Source organism: Proteiniborus ethanoligenes (assembly GCF_900107485.1).
GTDB lineage: Bacteria > Bacillota > Clostridia > Tissierellales > Proteiniboraceae > Proteiniborus > Proteiniborus ethanoligenes.
In genome coordinates this window covers 180,007-204,318 of sequence record NZ_FNQE01000002.1, presented here as the reverse complement: position 1 = coordinate 204,318, position 24,312 = coordinate 180,007, and the positions used below count along the sequence as shown (strand labels likewise).

24 protein-coding genes and 1 rRNA gene are annotated in these 24,312 nt (G+C 34.0%); all 25 read right to left on the bottom strand.

What is annotated here, in order from left to right:
* Positions 1–87 (bottom strand): 16S ribosomal RNA (locus BLV37_RS02015); the annotation flags it as partial.
* Positions 88–602: 515 nt separating this feature from the next.
* The gene (gene lysS, locus BLV37_RS02010) at positions 603–2,087 is read right to left on the bottom strand and encodes a lysine--tRNA ligase (protein WP_091726488.1); all 1,485 of its coding nucleotides are present in this window, start codon (positions 2,085–2,087) and stop codon (positions 603–605) included.
* 19 nt (positions 2,088–2,106) lie between these two features.
* Complete coding sequence (greA, locus tag BLV37_RS02005) at positions 2,107–2,583, bottom strand: transcription elongation factor GreA (protein ID WP_091726486.1); 477 nt, start codon at positions 2,581–2,583, stop codon at positions 2,107–2,109.
* Positions 2,584–2,781: 198 nt separating this feature from the next.
* The gene (locus BLV37_RS02000) at positions 2,782–3,684 is read right to left on the bottom strand and encodes a hypothetical protein (RefSeq protein ID WP_208975174.1); all 903 of its coding nucleotides are present in this window, start codon (positions 3,682–3,684) and stop codon (positions 2,782–2,784) included.
* A gap of 102 nt (positions 3,685–3,786) precedes the next feature.
* Entirely contained in the window at positions 3,787–4,725 is a 939-nt protein-coding gene (locus BLV37_RS01995; RefSeq protein ID WP_091726481.1) for a quinate 5-dehydrogenase, read from the bottom strand.
* A gap of 74 nt (positions 4,726–4,799) precedes the next feature.
* Positions 4,800–5,777 carry a tRNA dihydrouridine synthase DusB gene (gene dusB / locus BLV37_RS01990; RefSeq protein WP_091726478.1) on the bottom strand — a complete coding sequence of 326 codons (978 nt, stop codon included), beginning with the start codon at positions 5,775–5,777 and terminating at the stop codon, positions 4,800–4,802.
* A gap of 171 nt (positions 5,778–5,948) precedes the next feature.
* Entirely contained in the window at positions 5,949–6,716 is a 768-nt protein-coding gene (locus BLV37_RS01985) for a type III pantothenate kinase (RefSeq protein ID WP_091726476.1), read from the bottom strand.
* A gap of 32 nt (positions 6,717–6,748) precedes the next feature.
* On the bottom strand, positions 6,749–7,522 hold the full coding sequence (locus BLV37_RS01980) for an ECF transporter S component (protein WP_091726473.1): 774 nt from the start codon (positions 7,520–7,522) through the stop codon (positions 6,749–6,751).
* Positions 7,523–7,724: 202 nt separating this feature from the next.
* The gene (locus BLV37_RS01975) at positions 7,725–8,711 is read right to left on the bottom strand and encodes a biotin--[acetyl-CoA-carboxylase] ligase (protein WP_091726470.1); all 987 of its coding nucleotides are present in this window, start codon (positions 8,709–8,711) and stop codon (positions 7,725–7,727) included.
* Between the two features lie 164 nt (positions 8,712–8,875).
* Positions 8,876–10,057 (bottom strand): sodium ion-translocating decarboxylase subunit beta, encoded by a 1,182-nt coding sequence (locus BLV37_RS01970; protein WP_091726468.1) that lies wholly within the window; start codon positions 10,055–10,057, stop codon positions 8,876–8,878.
* Positions 10,058–10,092: 35 nt separating this feature from the next.
* Positions 10,093–10,497: a biotin/lipoyl-containing protein gene (locus BLV37_RS01965; protein WP_091726465.1), complete on the bottom strand. Its 405-nt coding sequence runs from the start codon at positions 10,495–10,497 to the stop codon at positions 10,093–10,095.
* A gap of 35 nt (positions 10,498–10,532) precedes the next feature.
* Positions 10,533–10,901 (bottom strand): OadG family protein, encoded by a 369-nt coding sequence (locus tag BLV37_RS01960; protein WP_091726446.1) that lies wholly within the window; start codon positions 10,899–10,901, stop codon positions 10,533–10,535.
* A gap of 13 nt (positions 10,902–10,914) precedes the next feature.
* A complete protein-coding gene (locus BLV37_RS01955) occupies positions 10,915–12,462 on the bottom strand; it encodes an acyl-CoA carboxylase subunit beta (protein WP_091726444.1) in 1,548 nt (515 codons plus the stop codon).
* 71 nt (positions 12,463–12,533) lie between these two features.
* Positions 12,534–12,944, bottom strand: a complete 411-nt coding sequence (gene mce, locus BLV37_RS01950; protein ID WP_342026579.1) for a methylmalonyl-CoA epimerase — start codon at positions 12,942–12,944, stop codon at positions 12,534–12,536.
* Positions 12,945–13,014: 70 nt separating this feature from the next.
* Positions 13,015–13,953 (bottom strand): methylmalonyl Co-A mutase-associated GTPase MeaB, encoded by a 939-nt coding sequence (meaB, locus tag BLV37_RS01945; RefSeq protein ID WP_342026578.1) that lies wholly within the window; start codon positions 13,951–13,953, stop codon positions 13,015–13,017.
* A 12-nt stretch (positions 13,954–13,965) separates the two neighbouring features.
* Positions 13,966–14,367 carry a coenzyme B12-dependent isobutyryl CoA mutase small subunit gene (gene icmB, locus BLV37_RS01940; RefSeq protein WP_091726435.1) on the bottom strand — a complete coding sequence of 134 codons (402 nt, stop codon included), beginning with the start codon at positions 14,365–14,367 and terminating at the stop codon, positions 13,966–13,968.
* A gap of 39 nt (positions 14,368–14,406) precedes the next feature.
* Entirely contained in the window at positions 14,407–16,086 is a 1,680-nt protein-coding gene (locus BLV37_RS01935) for an acyl-CoA mutase large subunit family protein (RefSeq protein WP_091726432.1), read from the bottom strand.
* 850 nt (positions 16,087–16,936) lie between these two features.
* Positions 16,937–17,263 carry a DUF4387 domain-containing protein gene (locus BLV37_RS01930; RefSeq protein ID WP_244270446.1) on the bottom strand — a complete coding sequence of 109 codons (327 nt, stop codon included), beginning with the start codon at positions 17,261–17,263 and terminating at the stop codon, positions 16,937–16,939.
* Positions 17,264–17,274: 11 nt separating this feature from the next.
* Positions 17,275–18,624 carry an acyclic terpene utilization AtuA family protein gene (locus BLV37_RS01925; RefSeq protein WP_091726430.1) on the bottom strand — a complete coding sequence of 450 codons (1,350 nt, stop codon included), beginning with the start codon at positions 18,622–18,624 and terminating at the stop codon, positions 17,275–17,277.
* Between the two features lie 73 nt (positions 18,625–18,697).
* A complete protein-coding gene (locus tag BLV37_RS01920) occupies positions 18,698–20,089 on the bottom strand; it encodes an oxaloacetate decarboxylase subunit alpha (protein WP_091726427.1) in 1,392 nt (463 codons plus the stop codon).
* Positions 20,090–20,144: 55 nt separating this feature from the next.
* Positions 20,145–21,062 (bottom strand): triphosphoribosyl-dephospho-CoA synthase, encoded by a 918-nt coding sequence (locus BLV37_RS01915; RefSeq protein ID WP_091726424.1) that lies wholly within the window; start codon positions 21,060–21,062, stop codon positions 20,145–20,147.
* Complete coding sequence (citX, locus tag BLV37_RS01910; protein WP_091726422.1) at positions 21,052–21,573, bottom strand: citrate lyase holo-[acyl-carrier protein] synthase; 522 nt, start codon at positions 21,571–21,573, stop codon at positions 21,052–21,054. The genes BLV37_RS01915 and citX overlap by 11 nt, the downstream gene beginning before the upstream one ends.
* Complete coding sequence (citF, locus tag BLV37_RS01905) at positions 21,570–23,114, bottom strand: citrate lyase subunit alpha (RefSeq protein ID WP_091726552.1); 1,545 nt, start codon at positions 23,112–23,114, stop codon at positions 21,570–21,572. The genes citX and citF overlap by 4 nt, the downstream gene beginning before the upstream one ends.
* Positions 23,115–23,135: 21 nt before the next feature.
* Positions 23,136–24,011, bottom strand: a complete 876-nt coding sequence (locus BLV37_RS01900; protein WP_091726419.1) for an aldolase/citrate lyase family protein — start codon at positions 24,009–24,011, stop codon at positions 23,136–23,138.
* Positions 24,012–24,016: 5 nt separating this feature from the next.
* Entirely contained in the window at positions 24,017–24,286 is a 270-nt protein-coding gene (gene citD / locus BLV37_RS01895; RefSeq protein WP_091726418.1) for a citrate lyase acyl carrier protein, read from the bottom strand.
* Between the last annotated feature and the right edge of the window lie 26 nt (positions 24,287–24,312).

The window sequence follows — 24,312 nt, the reverse complement described above, 5'->3', positions numbered from 1 at the left end:
AACTTCCTCTAATGTAACTCGTTCGACTTGCATGTGTTAAGCACGCCGCCAGCGTTCATCCTGAGCCAGGATCAAACTCTCAAATTAAAGTTTTCCTACTCATTAAAATTGTTTGGTTTTTGTGTCTTTCGACTGTAAACCTTTTTACTGGCTTCTCACTGTTCAATTTTCAAAGACCAACTTTATTATCTCCCCGAAGGGCTTTAGTTCTTTGTGTCCCTTAGGACCAACTTTATTGTCTCCCCGAAGGGCTTTCTTCTCGCCATCTCTCAAGAGGCGACTTTCTTATGTTAACATTTTTATTCTTTCGTGTCAACATGTTTTTGAAAAGTTTTTTGAAAATCTTTTTTAATGCTTTTTGTCGCTTGGTGACGACTTTCTTAATATATCATATTTTTCATAAGATGTCAACTAGGTTTTAATATTTGTTTTTTATTTTTATTTGTTTTTAGGGTAATTATTACTATAGCACCTGTGTGGTTCTGTGTCAATATGAAATATATTATTAACAAAGGGCAACAAAAAAGCACATATTAAGTGTTTTTACATAATATGTGCCTTATTTTTATCAAACTCGTTGTAACGAAAGAATATTTATCTGATTATTTGTTTTCTAGTGGCTTCATTGTAGGGAAGAATATTATATCTCTTATGGATGCAGAGTTAGTAAGAAGCATAATCAATCTGTCTACGCCTATACCTAGGCCTCCTGTAGGTGGAAGTCCTACTTCTAATGCATTGATAAAGTCTTCATCCATAGGATGCGCCTCTTCATCACCTAGCTCTCTTTGTCTAAGTTGTTCTTCAAATCTTTCTTTTTGATCTATAGGATCGTTAAGCTCTGAAAAAGCATTAGCTATCTCCCATGTGTTTGCAAAAGCTTCAAATCTATTTGTTATATGAGGATTGTCAGGATTTCTTTTAGCTAATGGAGAAACCTCTACCGGATGATGAAGCACAAAGGTAGGTTGAATTAAGTCTTTCTCACAAAGTTCTTCAAATGCTAAATTCACAATGTGTCCTTTAGTCATGTTTTTATCAATTTCTAAGTTTAATCTCTCTTTTGCAACCTTTCTAGCTTCTTCATCACTTTCAAAGGCATAAAAGTCAATGCCTGTTTTTTCTTCAACTAAGTCATGCATAGATACTCTCCTCCAAGGCGGTTTAAAATCAATTTCTACACCTTGGAAATTAACTTTTGTAGTTCCATTTACTTCTTCTGCACAATAAGCAACTATGTTTTCTGTTAATTCCATCATATATTCATAGTCCTCATATGCTGCATAAAGCTCAATGCTTGTATATTCCGGATTATGCTTAATTGATATTCCTTCATTTCTAAACATTTTTCCCATTTCATAAACCTTATCAAAGCCACCTACTATAAGTCTTTTTAGATAAAGTTCATTGGCTATTCTAAGCTGCATATCTAAATCTAGAGTATTGTGATGAGTTAGGAAGGGCTTAGCCGCAGCTCCTCCAGCAACGGTCGTAAGGATAGGTGTTTCTACTTCTATATACCCTCTATCATCTAGAAACCTTCTTATTCCTTTAATTATCTTATTTCTCTTTAAGAAAGTTTCTTTAACTTCAGGATTCATTATTAAGTCTACATATCTTTGTCTATATCTCAAATCTTGATCCTTTAATCCATGAAACTTTTCTGGTAGAATTTGAAGTGATTTGGTTAGTAAAAGGATTTCTGTTGCTTTCACAGAAATCTCTCCCATCTTAGTTTTAAACACTTCTCCTTTTACACCTATTATATCACCAATATCATATGTGCTAAACAATTCGTAGTCTTCTTCCCCTACAATATCTACCTTAGCAAAAATCTGTATCCTGCCTTCACCATCCTGTATGTCTGCAAAGCTGGCTTTACCATGGCCTCTCTTTGTCATGATTCTACCAGCTATAGATACTTCTTTACCTTCTAATTCTTCAAAATTTGCCTTGATCTCCGCACTATGATTTGTAATATGATATTTTTCAACTAAAAATGGATCTCTACCGATTGATCTTAAGTTTTCTAGTTTTTCTCTCCTAATGAGTAATAATTCATTAAGGTTATTTTCCCCATTATTCATTTGATACGCCTCCGATACTTTATCTATTAATAGAAATTATTTCGTATTGAATAACTCCATCAGGAACATGTACCTCTACTATCTCACCAGCTTTTCTACCGATTAAAGCCCTTCCTACTGGAGATTCATTAGAAATCCTTTCTTCATATGGATCTGCTTCTGCAGAACCAACTATTGTATATTCAATTTTTTCATTATATTCAATATCTTTAACCATTACTTTAGAGCCAATACTAACTACTTCTGCTGAAATTTCCTCATTATCTATTATTCTAGCATTTCTTAAAGTCCTTTCAAGCTTGGCAATACGTTCTTCTAAACGAGCCTGTTCATTTTTAGCTTCATCATATTCTGAATTCTCGCTAATATCCCCAAAGGCTAATGCCTGTTTTATTCTGTCAGCGATTTCTTTTCTTCTTACTGTTTTTAACTCCTCGTATTCTTCTTCTATTTTTGCTAGCCCCTCTGCAGTTAAAAAAATCTCTCTTTCAGTCATTTCCCTCTCTCCTTTACAAAAAATTATAACATAGATTATTTCAATGTTTTGCAAAATAAATTTATAGTCAACTTCTAAAATGTCTGTTTTTATAGCAAGTCAAACAATAAGCACCGTAAGTATCTTACAGTGCTGACCTCTCATTTATGATGACTATTATAATTTAGTAGTCATTCATTGTCAAGAGTATATAAGTAGTTATTGTGATTTTGCTTCAAATACTGTTCTGTTTTGTCTACGCCCAAAATAAATATCTACAGCTTCTTTCATTTTATATGTTTTACCGTTAACTTTAATTGCTACTGGCCTATAATTATGATGGCTATGAATCCCTTCATATATATATGAAGGAACTTCTTTTTTAAATATGGACACTTCCTGCTCTATTTTAAATGTTCTCATATTTCTATATAGAAAATCTGATATTATAAATATATCTATTCTCTTTTTTTCTATTAAGGATTCAAGTTTTCTTCCTATGCTTGCATCTATTACTACAGCTCTTCTCTTAATCTTATAAATATCTAGTGCCACATCAAAAGTTAAATTAATTACTATATCAAATTTGTGTATTGATTTGTTTATTTCAACTATTGAGCTAAGAGATAATCCTGTACTATTTAAAACATCCTTTCCTAAGTTTTCACTGAACATTTTGTCTTTACTCATAATGGTTAAATATTTGGTTTTTCTTGCCATGTCAAGAACTAGCTTTTCAGTTAGCACTGTATCATCGCTGATTATCAGTATCTCCTTTTCATTTAGTTTTTGATTTCTTAAATCTGATATTTTTTCTAAGACATAGAGAGTAGAGGCTATAATCTGTTCTCTACCATCCAAAATTTTCAGTCCTAACTTGCTCTCTATTTCCTCAATATCATTTTGACTTAGTGTGTATACATTTTCTATGATTATACTTGTCATATCTTCTTTTTTAATTAAATTTACAGCATATATAAGCTGTGATATATATTCTGCTTTTTTTAGATTTTTATACGTTAAAAAAATTCCAGCTACATATCCTTGTACACTGTCATCTCCATCTCTCATTAGACTATACAAAATTCTTGGCTTTATCCTCTTGCTAAACAATAAAAGCATTTTGTCAGGTATGTACTTTAATATTCCTCTTTTCATGAAAGTATTAAAATCCTGGGGATCTAATATATATATAAATTTACCCTGACACACACCTTTCCCCTTTCAATATTTATTGTTAAGCTTTGATCTCTTTCCTTCATTAAGGTATTCTATCCTTGGACTAAAATTCAACTTGTCTAGTATTAAATCAAAATCTCTCGAGCTCATATTTTCTGGTGTTTTCTCACATAGTGCTACTATCATAGCTTCCATTACATTAGTTCCAAAGGACCTCCCATTGAAGGTAGGTGTAGTAGTTACTAGCAATTTGACTCCTCTTTGTTCTAGATCTTCTACATCCTTTGCCGTTATTGTGTTAGTGATTATTATCTTGCCTTCCATATTGATGGGCATATTCTTTTTTATGTAAAGGTAATCTCCTGCTATAATATCTGCTTCTTGAAAAAATATGTTGTATTTGCTATTTGATACAGTGTCTTGAGCCTTTCCAGTAGGATAAAGCATTTCAAAGGGTAGTCTTAATATTAATGGTGCTAATAGCCTAGCTACATTGTATAAGGTATTATATGACCTTATTCTCAAAGGTATTCCAAGGGCAAATATTACATCACCATAAATAACATTACTTTCTGACTCTTCAAATGCGGCTGCCATGCCATATCTATCTAAGGCAGATGTAATTAAAACTTTTTTCCCTTCTAAACTTACTATCCCTTCCTTATCCACCTGCTTTATTATGCGCCTTTCTAATGTGTCCTTTAAAAAAGTTCCATCTAGAATAGGTGTTTTAACTGCAGCTTGTTTTAAGGGAATAGAGTCCTTTATAGTATATCTTTTGTCTTTGCACTTTAAGTACATATCTATTCCACCTAGCCCAAAAGCATCTACTTTCCCATCTAAATTCTTTATTAATTCTATTGCCTTGCCTTTATCCCCATCTGTTCCTATTCTTTCTATTAGTATTTCTTGCCCCAATATATTAGTCTGTACCCTGTGGTTTCTTTTAGATGAACCTATGCTTATGCTTACAACTTTCTTCATAGAAATATCCTCCAAATAAAAGATTTCTTTAGAATTACAGCTATATGTTAATTAACCTATCTAAAATGAGATAATTAACCTTTACTTACTAATATTTTATAGCTTTGAAGCGCATTTTCCATTTGTTCCTTATCAGTTATTTTATTTACTTTATTTCTCATCTCTGCTGAATCTCTTATTCCTTTAATGTACCAGGCTATATGCTTCCTCATTTCTTTAACTCCAACCCTCTCTCCTTTGAAATCACACAGCCTTTTAAAATGTTCTATACACATGTCTATTCTTTCCGGCTCTGATGGTTGTGGCAATAGAGCTCCTCCATCGATCAACGCAACAGTCCTTTTAAATATCCAAGGATTACCCCTGCATCCTCTTCCTATCATTATTCCATCACAGCCAGTTTCCTTTATTATTTTTAAGCCATCTTCTGGGGAGCATATATCACCATTACCAATAACAGGTATAGAAAGATTTTCTTTTACTTTTTTGATAACCTGCCAATCAGCTTCTCCTGAATAAAACTGTTCTCTAGTTCTTCCATGAACAGCAACAGCACTTGCACCATTTGCTTCTATTATTTTTGCAATTTCTACTGCATTGATATTTAATGCATCCCAGCCTGATCTTATCTTTACTGTAACAGGTTTGGCAGATACACTTACAACGGCTTTTACAATCTGTCCCACCAGTCTTGGATTCTTCATAAGAGCACTTCCGTCCCCATTTTTTACTATTTTGGGAGTTGGGCACCCCATATTTATGTCTATAATATCTATGTCTTCTCTTTTATTTATGTAGTCATATGTTACCTTTTTCATAATCTCTGAATCTGAGCCGAATATTTGCAGTGCTACAGGTCTTTCCTCTTGATCTATCATCATTAGTTCTTCTGTTTTTTCATCATTGTAATAAAGTCCTTTTGTACTTACCATTTCGCTATATACTAGTCCAGCACCCATTTCCTTGCATATTATCCTAAAAATCATATCTGTAACACCAGCCATAGGGGCTAAAAATACTCTGTTCTTTATTTCTACATTTCCTATTTTCATTTGTTCACTCTCCTTACCCTTGGATTTAAATAAAATACTAAGTAGAGATTCACATAACTTAACTATGAAATTATTCAAGTTCAAAATTGTAAACATGCATTTTATTGTTCCTTATTTCTTTATTATATCCATATTAATACATTTATCAAATAAAAAACAAGTAGCTCTTAGCTACTTGTTTCTCTCATATATAATCCTCAATCCATCTAGTGTAAGTAATTTGTCGATTTTAGTTATAGTTTCTGATTCACTAGCTATTAAGGTCGATAGTCCTCCTGTTGCTATTACTTCCTTTACTTCTCCTTCTATTTCAAGTTTCATTCTTTTCACTATATAATCTACTAATCCTACATATCCATATATTATACCAGACTGTAGGCTGTTTACTGTGTTTTTGTTGATAACCTTTTCTGGTTTAATCAATTCTACCTTAGGAAGTTTTGCTGTTCTTTGGAATAATGCATCACTAGATATTATTATGCCTGGTGATATGATGCCCCCCTCATACTCTCCTGCTTTAGATATGGCACAGAAGGTGGTAGCAGTTCCAAAATCTACAATAATTATTGGTCCACCATACTTTTCGTATGCAGCAACTGCATTTACTATTCTATCTGCTCCTACTTCCTTAGGATTATCGTATTTTATATTTATACCTGTCTTAATCCCTGGCCCTACTATTAGTGCTTCCTTGTTTAAATATTTTATACTCATAGCATGCAGTGAATGCATCAGGTTAGGAACAACAGATGAAATAATTACACCTTCAATATCATCTATGTTTATTCCATTGTATTTAAATAACTGATCTAAAATAATTCCATATTCATCGGATGTTTTATTTTTATCAGTTGATATTCTCCAATCTTTAAGTAGTGTTTTCCCTTGGAAAACGCCTAGTACAGTATTGGTGTTCCCTACGTCGCAAACTAAAATCATTGCCCCACCTTCTTTTCATAAATTCATTTATGTTATTTTGATTGTTTTTTCATACTCAATATTACACTAGTGACTATTATAACAGCTATAATCGCTTCTGGTATGCCATTAGCTACACCTACTCCTAGTATTACTTTGCCTGCTAATTCTGGGTCTCCACCCATCATTTCCACAAACCATCTCCCATAAAACAGGTAAATCATTCCCAAAACTCCTACAGTATTGGTAAGGGTCCCTGCTATAGTAGAAATCACTATGTCTAATGCATTATGGTTTAGCTTTTTATAGGACATCCATCCTATGACTAAGGTAAATATAACTAAAGCTCCACTAAAAGCTAAAGAACCTAAACTAATACTTCTTGCTGAGTAGCTGCTTATATTTTTCACAAAAGCAATGGACAAGTAGGCTAATACACCAGTCCAAATAGTTCCTAGAACAATAATAGAGGTTTTTTTATTCATTCTTTTTACAGCTACATATGTGTAGTAAGAAACTAATCCTATTAGCACTCTTGGCAGTATAGATACTAATGGATTATAGAATACTGGAGATATGACTGTAGGTGTTGTAATAGCTCTAATCAAACTAAAAACACCAAATATAAGCCCTACAAGCATACCAACTATTGGCCCTTCTACTATAGCTCCTATAATTACAGGTATATGCATGATAGTTGCATTAGTTGGACCTACTGGAATAAAACCTATTGGAGTCATTCCAAGCACTGCTGAAATGGCACCAAGCACTCCTACAATAGTCATCTTTCTAATATTAAAAGATGATTTGATACAAATATTTGACATGTAAATCGCCTCCCGCTCTAGCTCCTTTATAGGATACCAGTCGTATTATTTAGTAACATTTTTTCAAAAAAGTCTAATTCCTCGTGGATATTAGCTATTTTTCAATTTTATTTTAGCAACTTTCGCAAGTATATGCAAGAATATTTCTATATTTTTATATTTATAATTTTTTTAGGCTTCATAATTACTTAGAAGGGCAAGTTTATACATAGCCATATAATCCTCTTACTGATACTTCCCCAGAAATAATTTTAGAAATGTCTCCGTTTTTATCTTGAATAATTAGCTCTCCTTCTTTACTAATATCTATGGCTTTAGCTTCTTCCTCTTTACCCTTTAATATCAATCTTACATCTTTCCCGATAAGAGCAGAATTTTCTACACATATTTTTATGCTTTTATCAATGCTATTATTGTGGATTAGCTCTTCATATAATTCCTCAAAATTATTTAATATTCGTCCAATCAATTCTTTTCTTTCTACTTCTTTATTGAGTTCAATTTTCAATGAAGTAGCCAAGCCTCTGATTTCTTCTGGGAAGTCTTCATCAGACATATTGGCATTTATACCAATCCCTACTACTAAATAGTTTAATCTGTTTAATTCTCCACTCATCTCTGTCAATACACCACAAACCTTTTTACCATTTAAAACTATATCATTAGGCCATTTAATTTGTGTCTTTACACCTACCTCATTTATTCCTTTCCATACGGCAGCAGCAGCTACTTGAGTCACCTTAGCAGCATCTGTAGGCTCTATTTCTGGTGTTAGAATTATTGACATCCATATTCCTTTTTTCTTAGGAGATGACCAGCTTCGTCCTAGCCTACCTCTTCCATTTGTTTGTTCTTCTGCTATTACTACAGTTCCTTCCTTTTGTTCATTAGCTGCAAGCTCTTTTGCCTTTAGATTAGTTGAGTCTAGTGTATCAAAATAAAAAATTTCTCTTCCTATATGCTTTGTTTCTAAATATTTGCGGATTTCTTCATAGTTAAGGATATCAGGTGTGGATAAAAGCATATACCCCTTCCTAGATACAGATTCTATTTCATAGCCTTCTTCTTTTAATGCGTTGATATATTTCCAAATAGCTGTTCTGCTTACATTTAATTGCTGGCTTATTTCTTGACCTGAGATAAATTCATTCTTACTATCTTTTAGTAGCTTCAATATTTTTTCTTTCAATCTAATCCCCCTTTTCATGGTTTGACGGAGCAATAGGGGCAACCTTCCCTATATATATATTAAAACAATTAGCAGATAAAATCACTAATTATTCAAAAAATATTTAAGGGTACCGAAACGGCACCCTTAGCTTTTATCATATTCTATTTAAACTTTGTTATAGCTTAACCTCCAAAGAACATCAAAAGTGCTCCTGCTGCTACTGCTGAGCCTATAACTCCTGCAACGTTTGGTCCCATTGCATGCATTAGTAGGAAGTTTGATGGATTTTCTTCTTGTCCTACTTTTTGAGCTACTCTTGCTGCCATTGGTACTGCTGATACTCCTGCTGCTCCTATTAGTGGATTAACTTTTCCTCCAGATAGCTTGTACATGATCTTACCAAATATTACTCCTGCTGCTGTGCCTATGGAGAATGCTATAAGTCCTAAACCAATTATTTTTAATGTATCTAATCTTAGGAATTGCTCTGCTGATGCTGTTGCTCCTACTGTTACTCCTAGGAATATTACTACTATATTTGTTAGTTCATTTTGTGCTGTCTTTGAAAGTCTCTCTACTACGCCTGATTCTCTTATTAGGTTACCAAGCATTAGGAAGCCTACTAGGGGGGCTGCTGATGGTAGTAGTAGTGTACAAAGTATTGTTACTACTATTGGCATAAGTATCTTTTCTGTCTTTGTAACTACTCTTAACTGCTCCATCTTAACTTGCCTCTCTTTTTTTGTTGTTAATGCTCTCATTATTGGTGGTTGTATTATTGGTACTAATGCCATGTATGAATAAGCTGCTACTGCTATTGGACCTAATAAATGGTCTGCTAATTTACTTGTTAGGAATAGTGCTGTTGGTCCGTCTGCTCCACCTATAATTCCTATGGAGGCTGCTTCTGGTCCTGTAAATCCTAGTACTGTTGCACCGATAAATGTGAAGAATATTCCAAATTGTGCTGCTGCTCCTAATAGCAAGCTTCTTGGGTTTGCTATTAGTGGACCAAAGTCTGTCATTGCTCCTACGCCTAAGAATATTAATGGTGGATATATACCAAGCTTAACTCCTTGGTATAGATAGTATAGTAATCCGCCTAATTGTTTTGTTTGAGAAACTAATTCTCCTGTATTTGGGTCTCTTATTATTTCTACTACTGGCTCTGACATTAACCCTCCTAATGGCAGGTTTGCTAATAGCATTCCAAATGCTATTGGCAGTAATAGTAAGGGCTCAAAGCCTTTTTTTATTGCTAGATATAGTAATATAAGTGAAACTACTATCATTATCATGTGACCTGGTGTCAGGGCAACGAAGCCTGTGCTTGCCCAGAAACCTTTCAATAATTCTAAAAACATTTAGCTAACCTCTCTTTCGGACTAGTATTTTAATGCTATTCTAGTGTGACTAGGGCATCACCTAAGTTTACTGATGCACCTTTTGAAGTATTTACTGAAGCTACTTTTCCATCTCTTGGTGCCATTATTTCGTTTTCCATTTTCATTGCTTCTAATATTACTAATACCTGTCCTTTTTTAACTGCATCTCCTTGATTTACTTTTATATCTAGGATTGTTCCTGGCATTGGTGCTTCTACTACTTCTGCTCCTTGTGGCACTTGTACTGCTGGTTTTGCTTCTGCTTTTGGTGCTGGTGCTGCTTTTGGTGCTGATTGTACTGGTGCCGCTACTGGTGCTGATACTGGTGCTGGACTTGACACGGCTTGTGAGGAGCCACCTACTTCTTCTATTTCCACTTCGTAACTTTTACCGTTTACGTTTACTATATATTTTTTCATTGTTTTGCCTCCTTAATATATATGGTTATAGTTTTCTATTTGTTTGTCATTTGTTGTCTTGATACTAGACCCCATAAAGGTGTTGTTTGTGGTATTCTTGTTATGTTTCTAACTACTATATTGCTAGTTGAAGTTTGAAGAGTTGCTGCTATACTTGCTGTTATTACTGCTATTAGCTCTAAATCTTCTTCTTCTGCTACAAGGTTAGCTGATGGACCATCTGCTTCTCTAGTAACTCCTATTGAGCTTACTTGATTATTATTTTTTTTTTCCTGTCCTGCTGCTAGTAGTTTAAATCCGCTTAGTATATAGGATATTGCTATTAAGGCTACGAATACTAGTAGCATACTAAAGCCAGTTATGACTAATGCATCGTTTATGCTTATAATTTCTGAAAAAGTCATTTATTTCACCTCTTTATAAAGGCATATTGCCATGTTTTTTTGATGGTAGGCTTTGACGTTTGCTTGCTAACATGTCAAATGAGCTTATTATTCTTTGTCTTGTTGCTGATGGTTCTATTACGTCATCTACATAGCCTCTTGCTGCTGCTGTGTATGGGTTTGATACTGTGTCTCTGTATTCTTTTATTTTTTCTCCTCTCATGGCTGCTGGGTCTTTTGCTCCTTCTATTTCTTTTTTGAAGATTATGTTTGCTGCTCCTTCTGGGCCCATTACTGCTATTTCTGCTGTTGGCCATGCTAGGACTAAGTCTGCGTTTAGGTGTCTACTACACATTGCTATATATGCTCCACCATAGGCTTTTCTTGTGATTACTGTTACTTTTGGTACTGTTGCTTCACTGTAAGCATATAGCATTTTTGCTCCGTGTCTAATTATTCCGCCGTACTCTTGGTCTGTTCCTGGTAAAAAGCCTGGTACGTCTACTAGTGTTAGTAGTGGTATGTTAAATGCATCGCAGGTTCTTATGAATCTTGCTGCTTTATCTGATGCATTGATGTCTAAACAGCCTGCTAATACTTTTGGTTGGCTTGCTATTACTCCTACGGATTTCCCATTTAGTCTTATGAAGCCTGTTAGTATGTTTTGTGCAAAATATGGTTGTACTTCAAAGAAGTCTCCATTGTCTGCTAATGAGCCTATTATTTCTTTCATATCATATGGTTTGTTTGGGTTGTCTGGTATTATTTCGTTTAATTTTTCTTCTAATCTGTTTAGATTATCTCCTGTATCAAATACTGGTGCATCTTCTAGGTTGTTTGATGGTAGGTAACTTAGTAGTATTTTTATTCTTTCTATTGTTTCTTGCTCTGTTGGGCTTATAAAGTGCGCTACTCCACTTATTCTATTGTGGGTCATTGCACCGCCTAGTTCTTCTTGGGTTACGTTTTCTCCTGTTACTGTTTTTATTACTTCTGGACCTGTGATAAACATCATACTTGTTTGGTCTGTCATAAATATAAAGTCTGTTAGTGCTGGTGAGTATACTGCTCCTCCTGCGCACGGTCCCATAATTACTGATATTTGTGGGATTACTCCTGATGCTATGGTGTTTCTGTAGAATATGTTCCCATATCCTGCTAGTGCATCTACTCCCTCTTGGATTCTTGCTCCACCTGAGTCATTAAATCCTACTAATGGTGCTCCCATTTTTAAGGCCATATCTTGAGCTTTTGTTATTTTTGCTGCATGCATTTCACCTAGAGAACCACCTATTACAGTAAAATCTTGTGCATATGAAAATACTAATCTGCCATTTACTGTTCCATAGCCTGATACTACACCTTCTCCTGGTGCTTTTGTTTTTTCCATGCCAAAGTTTGTAGACCTATGTTCTACAAAAGCATCTATTTCAACGAAGCTTCCTTCATCGAATAGTAGGTTTAATCTCTCTCTTGCTGTTAGTTTGCCTTTTTCGTGTTGTTTTTTGATTCTGTCTTCTCCACCACCTTTAGCTATTTTTTCTTTAGCTAAACGTAGCTGTTCTAACTTGCTGTTTGACATTAAAGCCCCTCCTTATGTCGATTGAATTAACAATCGTATTTTAATTATATGTTAAAAATATATATTGTCATCTAATCTCTTTGGCAAAGCTCTATTAGTACTCCATTTGTACTTTTAGGATGCAGAAATGCTATTTTGGCTCCTCCTGCTCCGTATCTCGGAACTTCGTCTATCATCCTTATGCCTTTTTGTTTCATTTCTTCTATTTCTTTTTCTATGTCATCTACTCTGTAGGCTATGTGCTGTATTCCTTCTCCTTTTTTTTCAATAAACCTTGCAATAGGTCCATCTTTATCTGTTGATTCTAGCAATTCTATTTCTGTATCTCCTACAGGAAGAAATGCTACCTTTACTTTTTGTTCCTCTACTATCTCTGTTCCTTGAAGATTCATGCCTAAAACTCCTTCATAAAACTTTAGGGCTTCTTCAAGATTGCTAACGGCTATACCTATATGGTCAATCTTCTTTACCAAATATCTCACTCCTTTTATTGAAATATTAGTTTAAACTGAAGAATGTTATCTTTAAATCTAGCTGTTATATATAATTGGATTAAAGTAAATTTAGTATCGATTCAGATGCAGTAAAAGGATCTGTTTTCCTCTCTGCCACTTCTTTTATTGTTTTTTCTAAAATATGTTCTTTTTGAGACTTTTGAAGAACCATTTTCATAATCTCTGCTTCCATTAGTTTTATTATTTCCATTTGAACATTATTTTCTCTTCTTGTTTTAAGTTCCCCAGAAGACTTCAAATATTCCATATGGTTTATTATTTCATCTAAAAGCGTATCTATTCCTTTGTTTAAGCTAGACACTACTGGTACGATAGGAGGTCTTCTACTTTTTTGCGGACTCATGTCTAGCATTGCTTTTAACTCGGCTTGTGTTCTAGCTGCTCCATCCAAATCACTTTTATTGATTGCAAATATATCTCCTATTTCCATTACTCCTGCTTTTATAGCCTGAATGTCATCTCCTAGTCCTGGAACCATAACCATAACAACTGTGTCTGCAGTCTTTACTATATCTATCTCTGACTGCCCTACACCTACAGTTTCTATAATTATATAATCTACTCCATAGACATCTAGTATTTTTAAAGCGTTTTGAGTAGCCTTAGATAATCCTCCTAGATGCCCTCTAGTTCCCATGCTTCTAATAAAAACTCCTGGATCCGTGGCTAAGTCTTGCATTCTTATTCTGTCACCCAGTATGGCTCCTCCTGTAAAAGGACTTGTAGGATCTATAGCTATAATTCCTACTGTTTTTCCTCTTTTTCTAAGCTCCTTTGCAAGCTTATCTGTCATTGTGCTCTTGCCACCGCCTGGTGGTCCTGTTATGCCTACTATATGAGCCTTTCCTGTATATCTATATATATCTTTTATTATGTTTTTTGCTTCTTCTTCATTGTTTTCTACCATGGAAATAAGACGAGCACAAGTTCTTTTGTCTCCATTTAGTAGCTTTTCAACATATTCCAATATTAACACCGCCTGAGTATACTATTTCCTGCCTACATTTTCATTTATATAATCGACTACTTGAGTTGTAGGCGTTCCTGGAGTAAATATTTCCTTGATTCCTGCTTCCTTTAGGCCTGTTATATCATCATCTGGTATTACTCCTCCACCTATGACCAGTATATCCTCTGCATTTTCTTGTTTAAGTAATTCTACCACCCTTGGAAACAAATGGTTATGTGCTCCTGATAATATGCTCATAGCTACTACATCTACGTCTTCTTGGATAGCTGCTGCTACTATTTGCTCTGGGGTTTGTCTAAGTCCTGTATATATAACTTCCATTCCTGCATCTCTTAATGCTCGTGCTATTACCTTTGCTCCTCTATCATGTCCATCAAGTCCTGGTTTTGCAACTAAAACTCTAATCGGTCTATTATTCACTTTTCTTTCCTCCTTCACCAATTCATTGGATTATTGCAGTTATATAATTACTGATTGTTGATATTCACCAAATACCTCTCTCATAACTCCGCAGATTTCTCCTAAGGTTGCATATGCTTTTACTGCTTCTAGTATATAAGGCATTACATTTTCTTCGCCGTCACAAGCAGTTCTTAAAGCCTCTAGCTTTTCCTTTACTACATCATTATTTCTTCTTGATTTTAAGCTTTCAATCTTTTGTTTTTGTAAATTTCCTACGGATGGGTCTACTTTAAGGAGTCCTTTTGGTGATGCTTCTTCTATCTGGAATTTATTCATACCTACTACTATTCTTTCGCCTGTTTCAACTTCTTTTTGATATTTATATGCTGCATCCATTATTTCTTGTTGAATATATCCCATGTCTATAGCTCTTGGTGCTCCACCAAGTTCATCAATCTTATTTATATATCCCATTGCCTTGTCTTCAATCTCTTTAGTCTTAGCTTCTATATAATATGAACCAGCTAGTGGATCTACCGTATCTGTTACTCCACTTTCATATGCTACTATTTGCTGTGTTCTAAGAGCTATTCTAACTGAATCCTCAGTAGGAAGAGCAAGAGCTTCATCTCTCGAATTGGTGTGTAGAGACTGTGTTCCACCCAGTACTGCAGCTAAAGTCTGTATTGCTACACGCACTATATTATTATCAGGCTGTTGTGCAGTCAATGTAGAGCCTCCTGTTTGTGTGTGGAATTTTAGCATCATTGACTTTGGATCTTTTGCTCCAAATCTTTCTTTCATTATTCTAGCCCATAATCTTCTCGCTGCTCTATACTTAGCTACTTCTTCTAGCAAATCATTGTGAGCATTAAAGAAGAATGATAGTCTAGGTGCAAATGCATCTATATCAAGTCCAGCTTTTAAAGCAGCTTCCACATAAGCTATTCCATCTGCTAATGTAAAGCCTACTTCCTGCGCAGCTGTGCATCCTGCTTCTCTAATATGATAGCCTGATATGCTTATTGTGTTCCATCTTGGAACTTCCTTTGAACAATATTCAAATATGTTTGTAATCAATCTCATAGATGGTTCTACAGGGAATATATATGTTCCTCGTGCTATATATTCCTTTAATATATCATTTTGAATTGTACCTCTTAATTTATCTGGTGATACACCTTGTTTTTCTGCTACTGCTATGTACATTGCAAGTAAAACAGATGCAGGTGCGTTTATAGTCATAGAGGTACTTACTTTGTCAAGAGGAATATCATTGAACAATGTTTCCATATCCTCTAATGAATCTATGGCTACTCCAACTTTTCCAACTTCTCCTTCTGCTAGTGGATGATCTGAATCGTAGCCAATCTGGGTAGGTAAGTCAAATGCTACACTAAGACCAGTCTGTCCTTGCTCCAATAGATACTTATATCTATTATTTGATTCTTCTGCAGTAGCAAATCCAGCATACATTCTCATAGTCCAAAGCTTTCCTCTGTACATAGTAGTCTGTACACCCCTGGTAAATGGATATTCTCCTGGATATCCTAGATCACTATCATAATCAAGCCACTCTAAGTCATCAGGAGCATATAGAGGATTTACCACTTCACCTGAAACAGTTGTAAACTCCTCTTTTCTTTCTGGAAATTTTGTTAGAGTCTTTTTAAGCACTTTTTCTTCCCATTCAGTTCTTGATTTTTTAATCTCTTTTAAGCTTTCATTATCAAACATTTTAGACCTCCCTATCTTAATAGATTCAATTAATTATGTTGAATATTATTTAAGATACTTACATTATTCTGTCACGCTCTGAATAGCCGAAAAATGTAATGATACATGAAAGCGTTTACACGTCATAGGGCAATTATAAATTTGATAGGAACAATTATAAACGCTTTAAAATACATGTATGCATCCAAATATAGACTATTACATGTAGCGATTTTTTGCAATATTTATTTCAGCATATTAATATTATGAATTAAATGCTTCATACTGCTATAAAGATTGTTCTATATCAATTTATTTATTCCTTTAATATATATGACATATTATTATGTTTTATATAAATATTTTTATTGCTTCAGTCATATTTATACTTTTTGCTACTTTAACTTTCATTGCCCGGGAAATTTCGTGAAAATTATATAGATTTTTCAAATGCTCTAAATCATTAGAGGATATTTACTGCCTATAAGAGGGACTATTGTTAGAAATCTTATTCCAACGCAGGATTGTTAACATATAACATAGGCTTTCGTCCTTCTTTATATAGATATCTTTAACAATAAAAATCCCTAGAATAATATAAATAACACAATCTATGCAATTTAGTTCTCTGTCTATATATATAATACAATGATAGCTAATAGGATTTGTAAACAAAAATCTATATAAATCTGACATGTTAGTCATAGTTTTTTAACAAATGAAAATTGTATACAGCATTCCCGTGTATTAAATAACTATTTATGATTTTTCTTTAATTTATGCAAACAAGAAACTACCCCTAATATTTATGTTAGGGGTTTCCTTAAATATATATTGTAATGGGTTCTATTAATCAGTCTTGTCTTTATTTCTACCAAGGAATTTCTATGCTTAGTAAAGGTACATGTTGTTGACATGCATGCATATCTATTTCACCTATACTAGCTTGTTGTCGTGGCCTAACTAAAGTAGCTTTAATTGCATTTGCTGCATCGAAATATGCAAATGTTACTACTTTTTCTTCAGAAACATTATATAAGCTTGCTATTAATTTTTTTGTAATCACTCCTGATTTTTTAACTTTTTCATATATTTCCCTATCTAAAAAGATCATGTCCAGTGTTAATTCAAAAGGACCCGCATTTTTACTTCTAATTACATGGGTAAGTTCTGTTATGTTTTTCATGTTCTTTTTCAATTAACTCCCTCCTAAATTTCCATTATCGAAACAGGAAAATATTGGGTCCCATCGTCTATTACCATTAGGTGATATACATTAAATTGGTACACTTCTCCTAATGGTATCTCTAAAGGTGTAAATATAAAACCAACGTTTCCTCCTGTAGCTTTTCTGCCTTCAAAATGATAATGTAAAAGAGTGACTCTAGCTTTTGAACAGATTGCATTTGCAATCTGTTGATCATTGGCAACAACTTCAACTACTATACATAGTTCATGGGAAGCTGTGTTTTTTTCTGGTTCATAATCTCCCATGACTCCATTTTTTCCATATACATGAAAAATAATATCAAACTTCCCTAGATACTCACTGAAATATTCACTGACATTCTTACGAACTCCTTCTAAAATACTATCTATTTGCTTTATAGCAAAAGGATCTCTCATTCCAGCAATAAATGTGGCTCTATATCCTACTGATTTTGCACCTTCTAATTTTATAGTGTATTCTTTAGAAGGTATAAACTTGCTATTGGTGACTTTCACACTTCGGTCATCGTATTGCTGGAAAACTGCTTCTGACACATCTAGAATTCCTCCTGGTCCTGGTAAAAGGTAAGGGTGAGATTTTTCATATAATGTATGGGCAGCTACAGAAGCTTCTGTACATTTTAAATCAGAACTCATAGGCTCAACTATAAAGTGGTCTCTTCTGAGATAACCCATTATCGGCTTTAATGCTGCACCGGCACACAAAGCCCCACACTCCATAATTTTCCCTAGGTGCCAACATAAGCCTAAATCAAATCCATTTTTCACTCCAAGAGCAGCTATTGGTACAGGGTCATATGCTCTCCCTGATATAATTATATCTACGTCTTCATCTATAGCTTTTAAAAATGGCTCTACTCCCATTTGTGCAACAATAGTAGTAGCATCATCGATTTCTTCTTCAGTTAACATTTGGACTGGACCACACGGACTAATTTTTTGCTGCTTTAATTTGTTTTTTATTAAATCTTTATCAATATCAGAATATATTACCGCAATTTTAAAATTATATTTTTTTTCCTTGCTAATTTTTTTGACTATATCAACAAATATATCAACTTGCTCATTAGAACCTGCACCACCAGCAGAACTAATATAAACAGGAACTTTATGTTCATAGGATGCTTCCAACAATATACTTATATCCTTATAATATGCTTCATAAGTACAAGTTAAGGAGCCATTCCCTAGTTTTTGGGGTCCGCTATCTGTTGAGCCTGAATCAACGGTAATAACATGTGGTTTCCTCCTTATTCCTTCTTTGAAATCTTCAATGGGAAATCCATAGCCTAGCATACCCGTAGGAGTCAAAATTCTTATTTCATCCATAATTGAACCTCCAATCTATGTGTTCTTACCTTATTAATTTGATATATAGTTACTTACGTTAATAATATGCTCATTAAATAGGATGCGTCATATCTTTTTCATTATATAATGTAGTTTCTATTTTGTAGGTTTTAGTCCATCTGCTTTTAAAAAAGTTCATGGCAACTTGTGGAAACAAGGCATAGGACAGTACATCTTCATCTTGCTCTATATATTCTTTTATTTCTTTTCTTAATACTTCAAGCTGAGGTTTAATGTAATCAGCTGGTCTCCTTGTAACTACTTCTCTATTTCCAATAATTTTTTCTTGTATATCCTTTTTTATAGGTATAGTTGGTTGTCCATATAATCCAGCAACATAATCCTTAACTTCATTTGGAACCATCTTATATCTCTCTCCAGTTATTACGTTAAAAACTGCTTGAGTTCCTACCATTTGGCTCATTGGAGTTACAAGAGGCGGATAGCCTAAGTCCTCTCTCACCTTTGGTACTTCCTCTAATACTGCTTCAAATTTATCTAGTTTATTTTGCTGCTTCAATTGGGAAATAAGATTAGATAACATGCCACCTGGTACTTGATAAATTAAAGTGTTAACATCTACTCCTAGGACTTTAGGATCAATTAGACCTTCTTTTAAATACCTTTCTTTTAAACCTCTAAAATAATCTGCTAATTCACTTAGTTTTTCTAAGCTAATTCCAGTATCATATGATGTGTTCTTTAATGCTGCTACAATTGGTTCAGTTGGTGGTTGAGATGTGCCTAAAGCCAAAGGAGAAATTGCTGTGTCTATGATATCTACCCCTGCTTCAATAGCTTTGATATAAGTCATAGATGCAATGCCACTAGTATAATGAGTATGTAATTGAATTGGAACATTTAATGCTTTTTTCATTTGTGTCACTAAATCTGCCGCAACATATGGAGTCAATATTCCTGACATGTCTTTAATACAAATTGAATCTGCCCCTAGATTCTCCATTTCCTTTGCTTTATCAATATAATAGTCTATATTGTGAGCAGGGCTAATAGTATAGGATATAGCACATTGAACATGACCGCCTTCTTTTTTTGTAGCCTTTATAGCCTTTTCTAAATTTCTTATATCATTTAGCGCATCAAAAATTCTAATAATATCAATTCCATTTGCTATAGACCGTTTAACAAACTCTTCTACTACATCATCAGCATAATGTTTATAACCTAGTAGATTTTGACCTCTTAACAGCATTTGAAGTTTTGTTTTTTTAGCTTTTTTTCTTATATTCCGTAATCTTTCCCATGGATCTTCATCAAGAAATCTTAAACACGAGTCAAACGTAGCTCCACCCCACATTTCTAGTGAATGATATCCTACTTCATCTATTTTTTCTACAATAGGTAATATTTCTTCTGTTCTCATTCTAGTAGCTAGCAAAGATTGATGGGCATCTCTCAATGTAGTATCTGTGATTTTTACCATTTATTCAACCTCCGAAAATTCTATTTTTGTAAATAGTTTTCACATGATAAATACTTTATTCATAAAATAAATTCCCATACCCTTTTAAAATACTAATAATGTCTATATTTTTTCCCTCTAAAATATATATGGCTACAGTTACTGCTAATAAATCTGCACAGCCTCCAGGACTAATATTATTTTCAATAAAATATTTATCTAGTTTCTCGATGTAAGCCTTTCCTTCTGAAGTGTATACAGATCCTTTATTTATAGCTTCTTTAGCACCTTCCTGCGCCTTCATAAGTCCATTCATACCTAACCTTGATAAAACTGTTGTATCTTCTACTTTTTCTATTAAGTGTAACAAACTATCTATCATAGCCTTATTCAAGCCAAGCCCTTGTTCCATAGTTTTCACAAATCTTGGATATGAAATGTTTTTAACAGAAGGGAGTCCATCCTCTACTTCTCCTCTAATTCCTCTAATGCCATATTCTTTAAATAATTTTTCTCCATGTGTATATTTGTTTTTTGAATTTAGGTTTCCCAATTCATTATCTACAATTCCTTCACAAACTTGGGAAACTTTTTCACATATTTTATTTACTGATATCTTTTCTGTTTTCATTATATGCCCACTGACAGCTGCTACTATTCCACCTAAGAACAAAATTCCTCTTTGGGTATTGACTCCACCAGTTATTTGTATCAATTGTTCTTCTGCACTTATCCCTATTGGTCTTAATAATTCTAGCAAAGGTGCCTCACATTCCCAGTTTAGTCCAACCTGACCAAACAAAGAAAAATATGGAGATATGGCAGAAGTGCTTAGCATAAAACTAAGAAAATTCATATCTTTGTGAGCACCCATTGAAAAGGGACTCACTAGGCCAGGTGCAGGGTTACATGATGCCTCTAATAAAATACCACCGGTCATTGCTTGACCTATTTTTATAGCTTTTTTACAAATATTTAAGTCACTATTGTTCAACACCTATCCTCAGTCCCTCTTCAATAATTTCATTTATTTTGGATTTAAGTTCTTCCAGTGTGTGTTTTTTATTTATATAGCAATTCAAGGCATTATTTTCACAAACAATACATTTTCTTGGTTCCATATTAAAGTCTCTTCTTGATATAGGCTTTCCACATAAATCGATTACGTCAATATCAAAAAGTCTACCTAAAAAATATCCATCTTCTATACTAATTACTTTTTTCTTTATAGATATATTTGATAAATCTATTATCCAAAATCCTTCTGGCCCCCATTTACCTAGTCTATTTTCGGAATAAACAATATTATTGGTAAATGCTGCTTCAATTGCTTCTAAAGCTTTTGCCATTACATCCTGCCATTTTGAGTATTGAAAATATCCACCTGGCAAATTTAAGGTTAGAGAAATTAAAGGCAGCTTATATTTAGTAATAAGCTTTTCTTGATAAGCTGCCCTTTCTTCCTTGGCTTCTAATACCTTCTGTAGTAAGTCTTCTTGTATCATTTTACTCTCCTAATAGTATCAATAATAGTTCCATCTCTATATTCTACTAGGCCTACGATTTCATCTGTTGTTTCAAGCTTCTCAGGTTTACCTGTTAAGCCCTCTGCAATATGTTTTAACTCATGAATATCCACTACATTTAATTTAGCTTCCTTAAATAAATCATATAAATCTTTTCTTCTAGGATTTACTGCTATACCTCTTTCAGTCACTACCGCATCTATAGTTTCTCCAGGAGTAACAATTGTAGTAACCTCATCCATAACAATAGGGAGTCTTCCTCTTAAAAGTGGTGCTACTACTATGGCTAACTTTGAGCCTGCTGCTGTATCACAATGTCCACCTGATGCTCCCATAATAACTCCATTAGAACCTGTGATTACATTTACATTGAAGTCAACGTCTATTTCTGTAGCACTTAGTATCATAATATCTAGCTGATTAGCAACACAGCCTTTATTATGTGGATTAGCGTAAAAGGATGCAGACATTTCAATATGATTAGGATTTTTTCTAATAGATTCTACAGCTTTTAAATCAAAGCACTGTACATCTAGCAAAGATTTAAATAAGCCTTCCTCTAGCATTTCTACTAAATATCCTGTAGTTCCACCTGCTGCAAAACTTCCTTTAATATCTTCTTTTCTCATGTATTCTCTTAAAAAATGTGCAACTGCTAAGGAAGCGCCACCAGTGCCTGCTTGAAAAGAAAAACCATTTTTTACTAGACCTGATACAATTATAGCTTCAGAAGCTCTTTCAGCTATAAATAACTCAAGAGGATCCCTAGTTATTCTAGTAGCACCAGACACTATTCCTTTTGGATCTCCAATTTTATCTATAAGAACAACATAATCTACTAAAGTCTGTGGTATGCTTATTGGACAAGCAGGATATTCAACCATATAATCAGTAACTACTACTACCTTATTTGCATATTCAGCATCTACCATTGCATAGCCCATAGAGCCACAAGCTGTAGGCCCCTCTACACCATTAACATTTCCATACTTATCTGCTGCAGGAGCTGCTATAAAAGCAATATCTATTTTTGTTTCTCCTGCTTCAATAGCCCTTGGTCGACCACCATGAGAACGAATGATTACAGGATTTTTAAGTATCTTATCTTTACTTATGGCTTCCCCTAGTTTTCCTCTAATCCCACTGGTTTGAATTCCTGTTATTACACCATTTTTTATATGCTCAATTAGCGGACTATGAATAGACTGTAAAGAACTTGCGGCAATGGTTATATCCTTAATTCCCATAGAAGCAATTTCATCAACTACCATATTAACTAAATAATCACCATTTCTAAAGTGATGATGAAAAGATATTGTCATTCCATCTTTAATCTCACATAATTCTAAACTCTTTCTTATATTATCTACTACTTTATTATCTTTAGGAGTAACTTTTGATATTTTTAACGATGCTTTTTCTCCTACTGGCTTGTAGGCAAAAGCTCCTTGAAAAGCTTTTAATTCCCCTATTCCCTCTATATATTTAGGTATTTTCCTACCTACTGAGTTTACTACCATTTCATTCATCCCTATCACCTCCTATATTATTCCTGCTCCCTTAGCTAATCTTACTATTCTCTCAGCTCTTGCTACAACTGGAGCATCTACCATTTTACCATCTAAGGATATTACTCCTAAACCTTTTTGTTCAGCTTCTTCTATTGCTTGAATTACTCTAAGTGCATTATCTACATCAATTTTTGATGGAGTAAATACCTGATGCACTATCTTAATTTGTCTTGGGTGAATAATAGATTTTCCTGCAAATCCAAGTTTTTTTGCCATTTCAGTCTCTTTTCTAAATCCTTCATCATCATTTATATCTGAAAATACAGTGTCAATAGCGTCTATTCCTGCCGCTGCTGCTGCTAATACTATTTTAGATCTAGCTACAAATAGTTCTTCTCCACTTTTACTGCGCTCCGCCCCTATGGTTCTTGTAAAGTCTTCAGCACCGAAAGAAATTCCTAGCATTCTAGTACTAGCAGTTGCAATTTTCTCCGCATTTATTACTCCCTTTGCAGTTTCAATGGCACCTAATATTTTTACTATTCCATTTTCTAATCCTAATTCCTTTTCTATTTCTGTTAATAATTCGTCTAAGTTTATTATATCTTCTGCTGTTTCGGTCATAGGCAATCTTACATTTCTCAATCCTGCAGCTACTAATACCCTAACATCCTCTTCACCAAAAGGTGTATATAATGGATTTGTTCTGACGAATACTTCGCAATCAGAATAATCAATTGATTTCAACGCTTCAGCAACTAAGTCTCTAGCACTGTCTTTTTCTCTCAATGAAATTGCATCCTCTAAATCAAAAATAATACAATCCGGCTTAAAAACTGGCGCATTTACCATCATATTTGGATTGCTAGCTGGCACGAACATCATAGTTCTTCTTAGTCTTTTCATATATGTTACCTCCCTTCTGCCCTTTTTATTGCAGTTTTCAATCTCGCTCTTATAGTAAAATCTAATGCGCCTTTGTCAACTAATTTTATATGACCATTATTAATATTTAATTCATCTAAAGTTTCTCTTGTAACTTTCTCTATTTTCTTCCCGAACTTTTCCTTGACCACGCTATCAATTTCTATGTGTAAGCCTTCTTCGTAATTTAAATCTACCGTAACTATTAAATCATTTGATTCTAAACTACCTGCTTGGCCTATTTTGATTTCATCCATATTGTGTAACCTCCTTTGTTAAAACT

Coding starts and splice junctions, on each gene's coding strand:
- lysS (WP_091726488.1), bottom strand. CDS start 2,087: ATGAATAATGGGGAAAATAACCTTAATGAATTATTACTCATTAGGAGA.
- greA (WP_091726486.1), bottom strand. CDS start 2,583: ATGACTGAAAGAGAGATTTTTTTAACTGCAGAGGGGCTAGCAAAAATA.
- BLV37_RS02000 (WP_208975174.1), bottom strand. CDS start 3,684: ATGCTTTTATTGTTTAGCAAGAGGATAAAGCCAAGAATTTTGTATAGT.
- BLV37_RS01995 (WP_091726481.1), bottom strand. CDS start 4,725: ATGAAGAAAGTTGTAAGCATAAGCATAGGTTCATCTAAAAGAAACCAC.
- dusB (WP_091726478.1), bottom strand. CDS start 5,777: ATGAAAATAGGAAATGTAGAAATAAAGAACAGAGTATTTTTAGCCCCT.
- BLV37_RS01985 (WP_091726476.1), bottom strand. CDS start 6,716: ATGATTTTAGTTTGCGACGTAGGGAACACCAATACTGTACTAGGCGTT.
- BLV37_RS01980 (WP_091726473.1), bottom strand. CDS start 7,522: ATGTCAAATATTTGTATCAAATCATCTTTTAATATTAGAAAGATGACT.
- BLV37_RS01970 (WP_091726468.1), bottom strand. CDS start 10,057: ATGTTTTTAGAATTATTGAAAGGTTTCTGGGCAAGCACAGGCTTCGTT.
- BLV37_RS01965 (WP_091726465.1), bottom strand. CDS start 10,497: ATGAAAAAATATATAGTAAACGTAAACGGTAAAAGTTACGAAGTGGAA.
- BLV37_RS01960 (WP_091726446.1), bottom strand. CDS start 10,901: ATGACTTTTTCAGAAATTATAAGCATAAACGATGCATTAGTCATAACT.
- BLV37_RS01955 (WP_091726444.1), bottom strand. CDS start 12,462: ATGTCAAACAGCAAGTTAGAACAGCTACGTTTAGCTAAAGAAAAAATA.
- BLV37_RS01935 (WP_091726432.1), bottom strand. CDS start 16,086: ATGTTTGATAATGAAAGCTTAAAAGAGATTAAAAAATCAAGAACTGAA.
- BLV37_RS01925 (WP_091726430.1), bottom strand. CDS start 18,624: ATGGATGAAATAAGAATTTTGACTCCTACGGGTATGCTAGGCTATGGA.
- BLV37_RS01920 (WP_091726427.1), bottom strand. CDS start 20,089: ATGGTAAAAATCACAGATACTACATTGAGAGATGCCCATCAATCTTTG.
- citX (WP_091726422.1), bottom strand. CDS start 21,573: ATGATACAAGAAGACTTACTACAGAAGGTATTAGAAGCCAAGGAAGAA.
- citF (WP_091726552.1), bottom strand. CDS start 23,114: ATGGTAGTAAACTCAGTAGGTAGGAAAATACCTAAATATATAGAGGGA.
- BLV37_RS01900 (WP_091726419.1), bottom strand. CDS start 24,011: ATGAAAAGACTAAGAAGAACTATGATGTTCGTGCCAGCTAGCAATCCA.
- citD (WP_091726418.1), bottom strand. CDS start 24,286: ATGGATGAAATCAAAATAGGCCAAGCAGGTAGTTTAGAATCAAATGAT.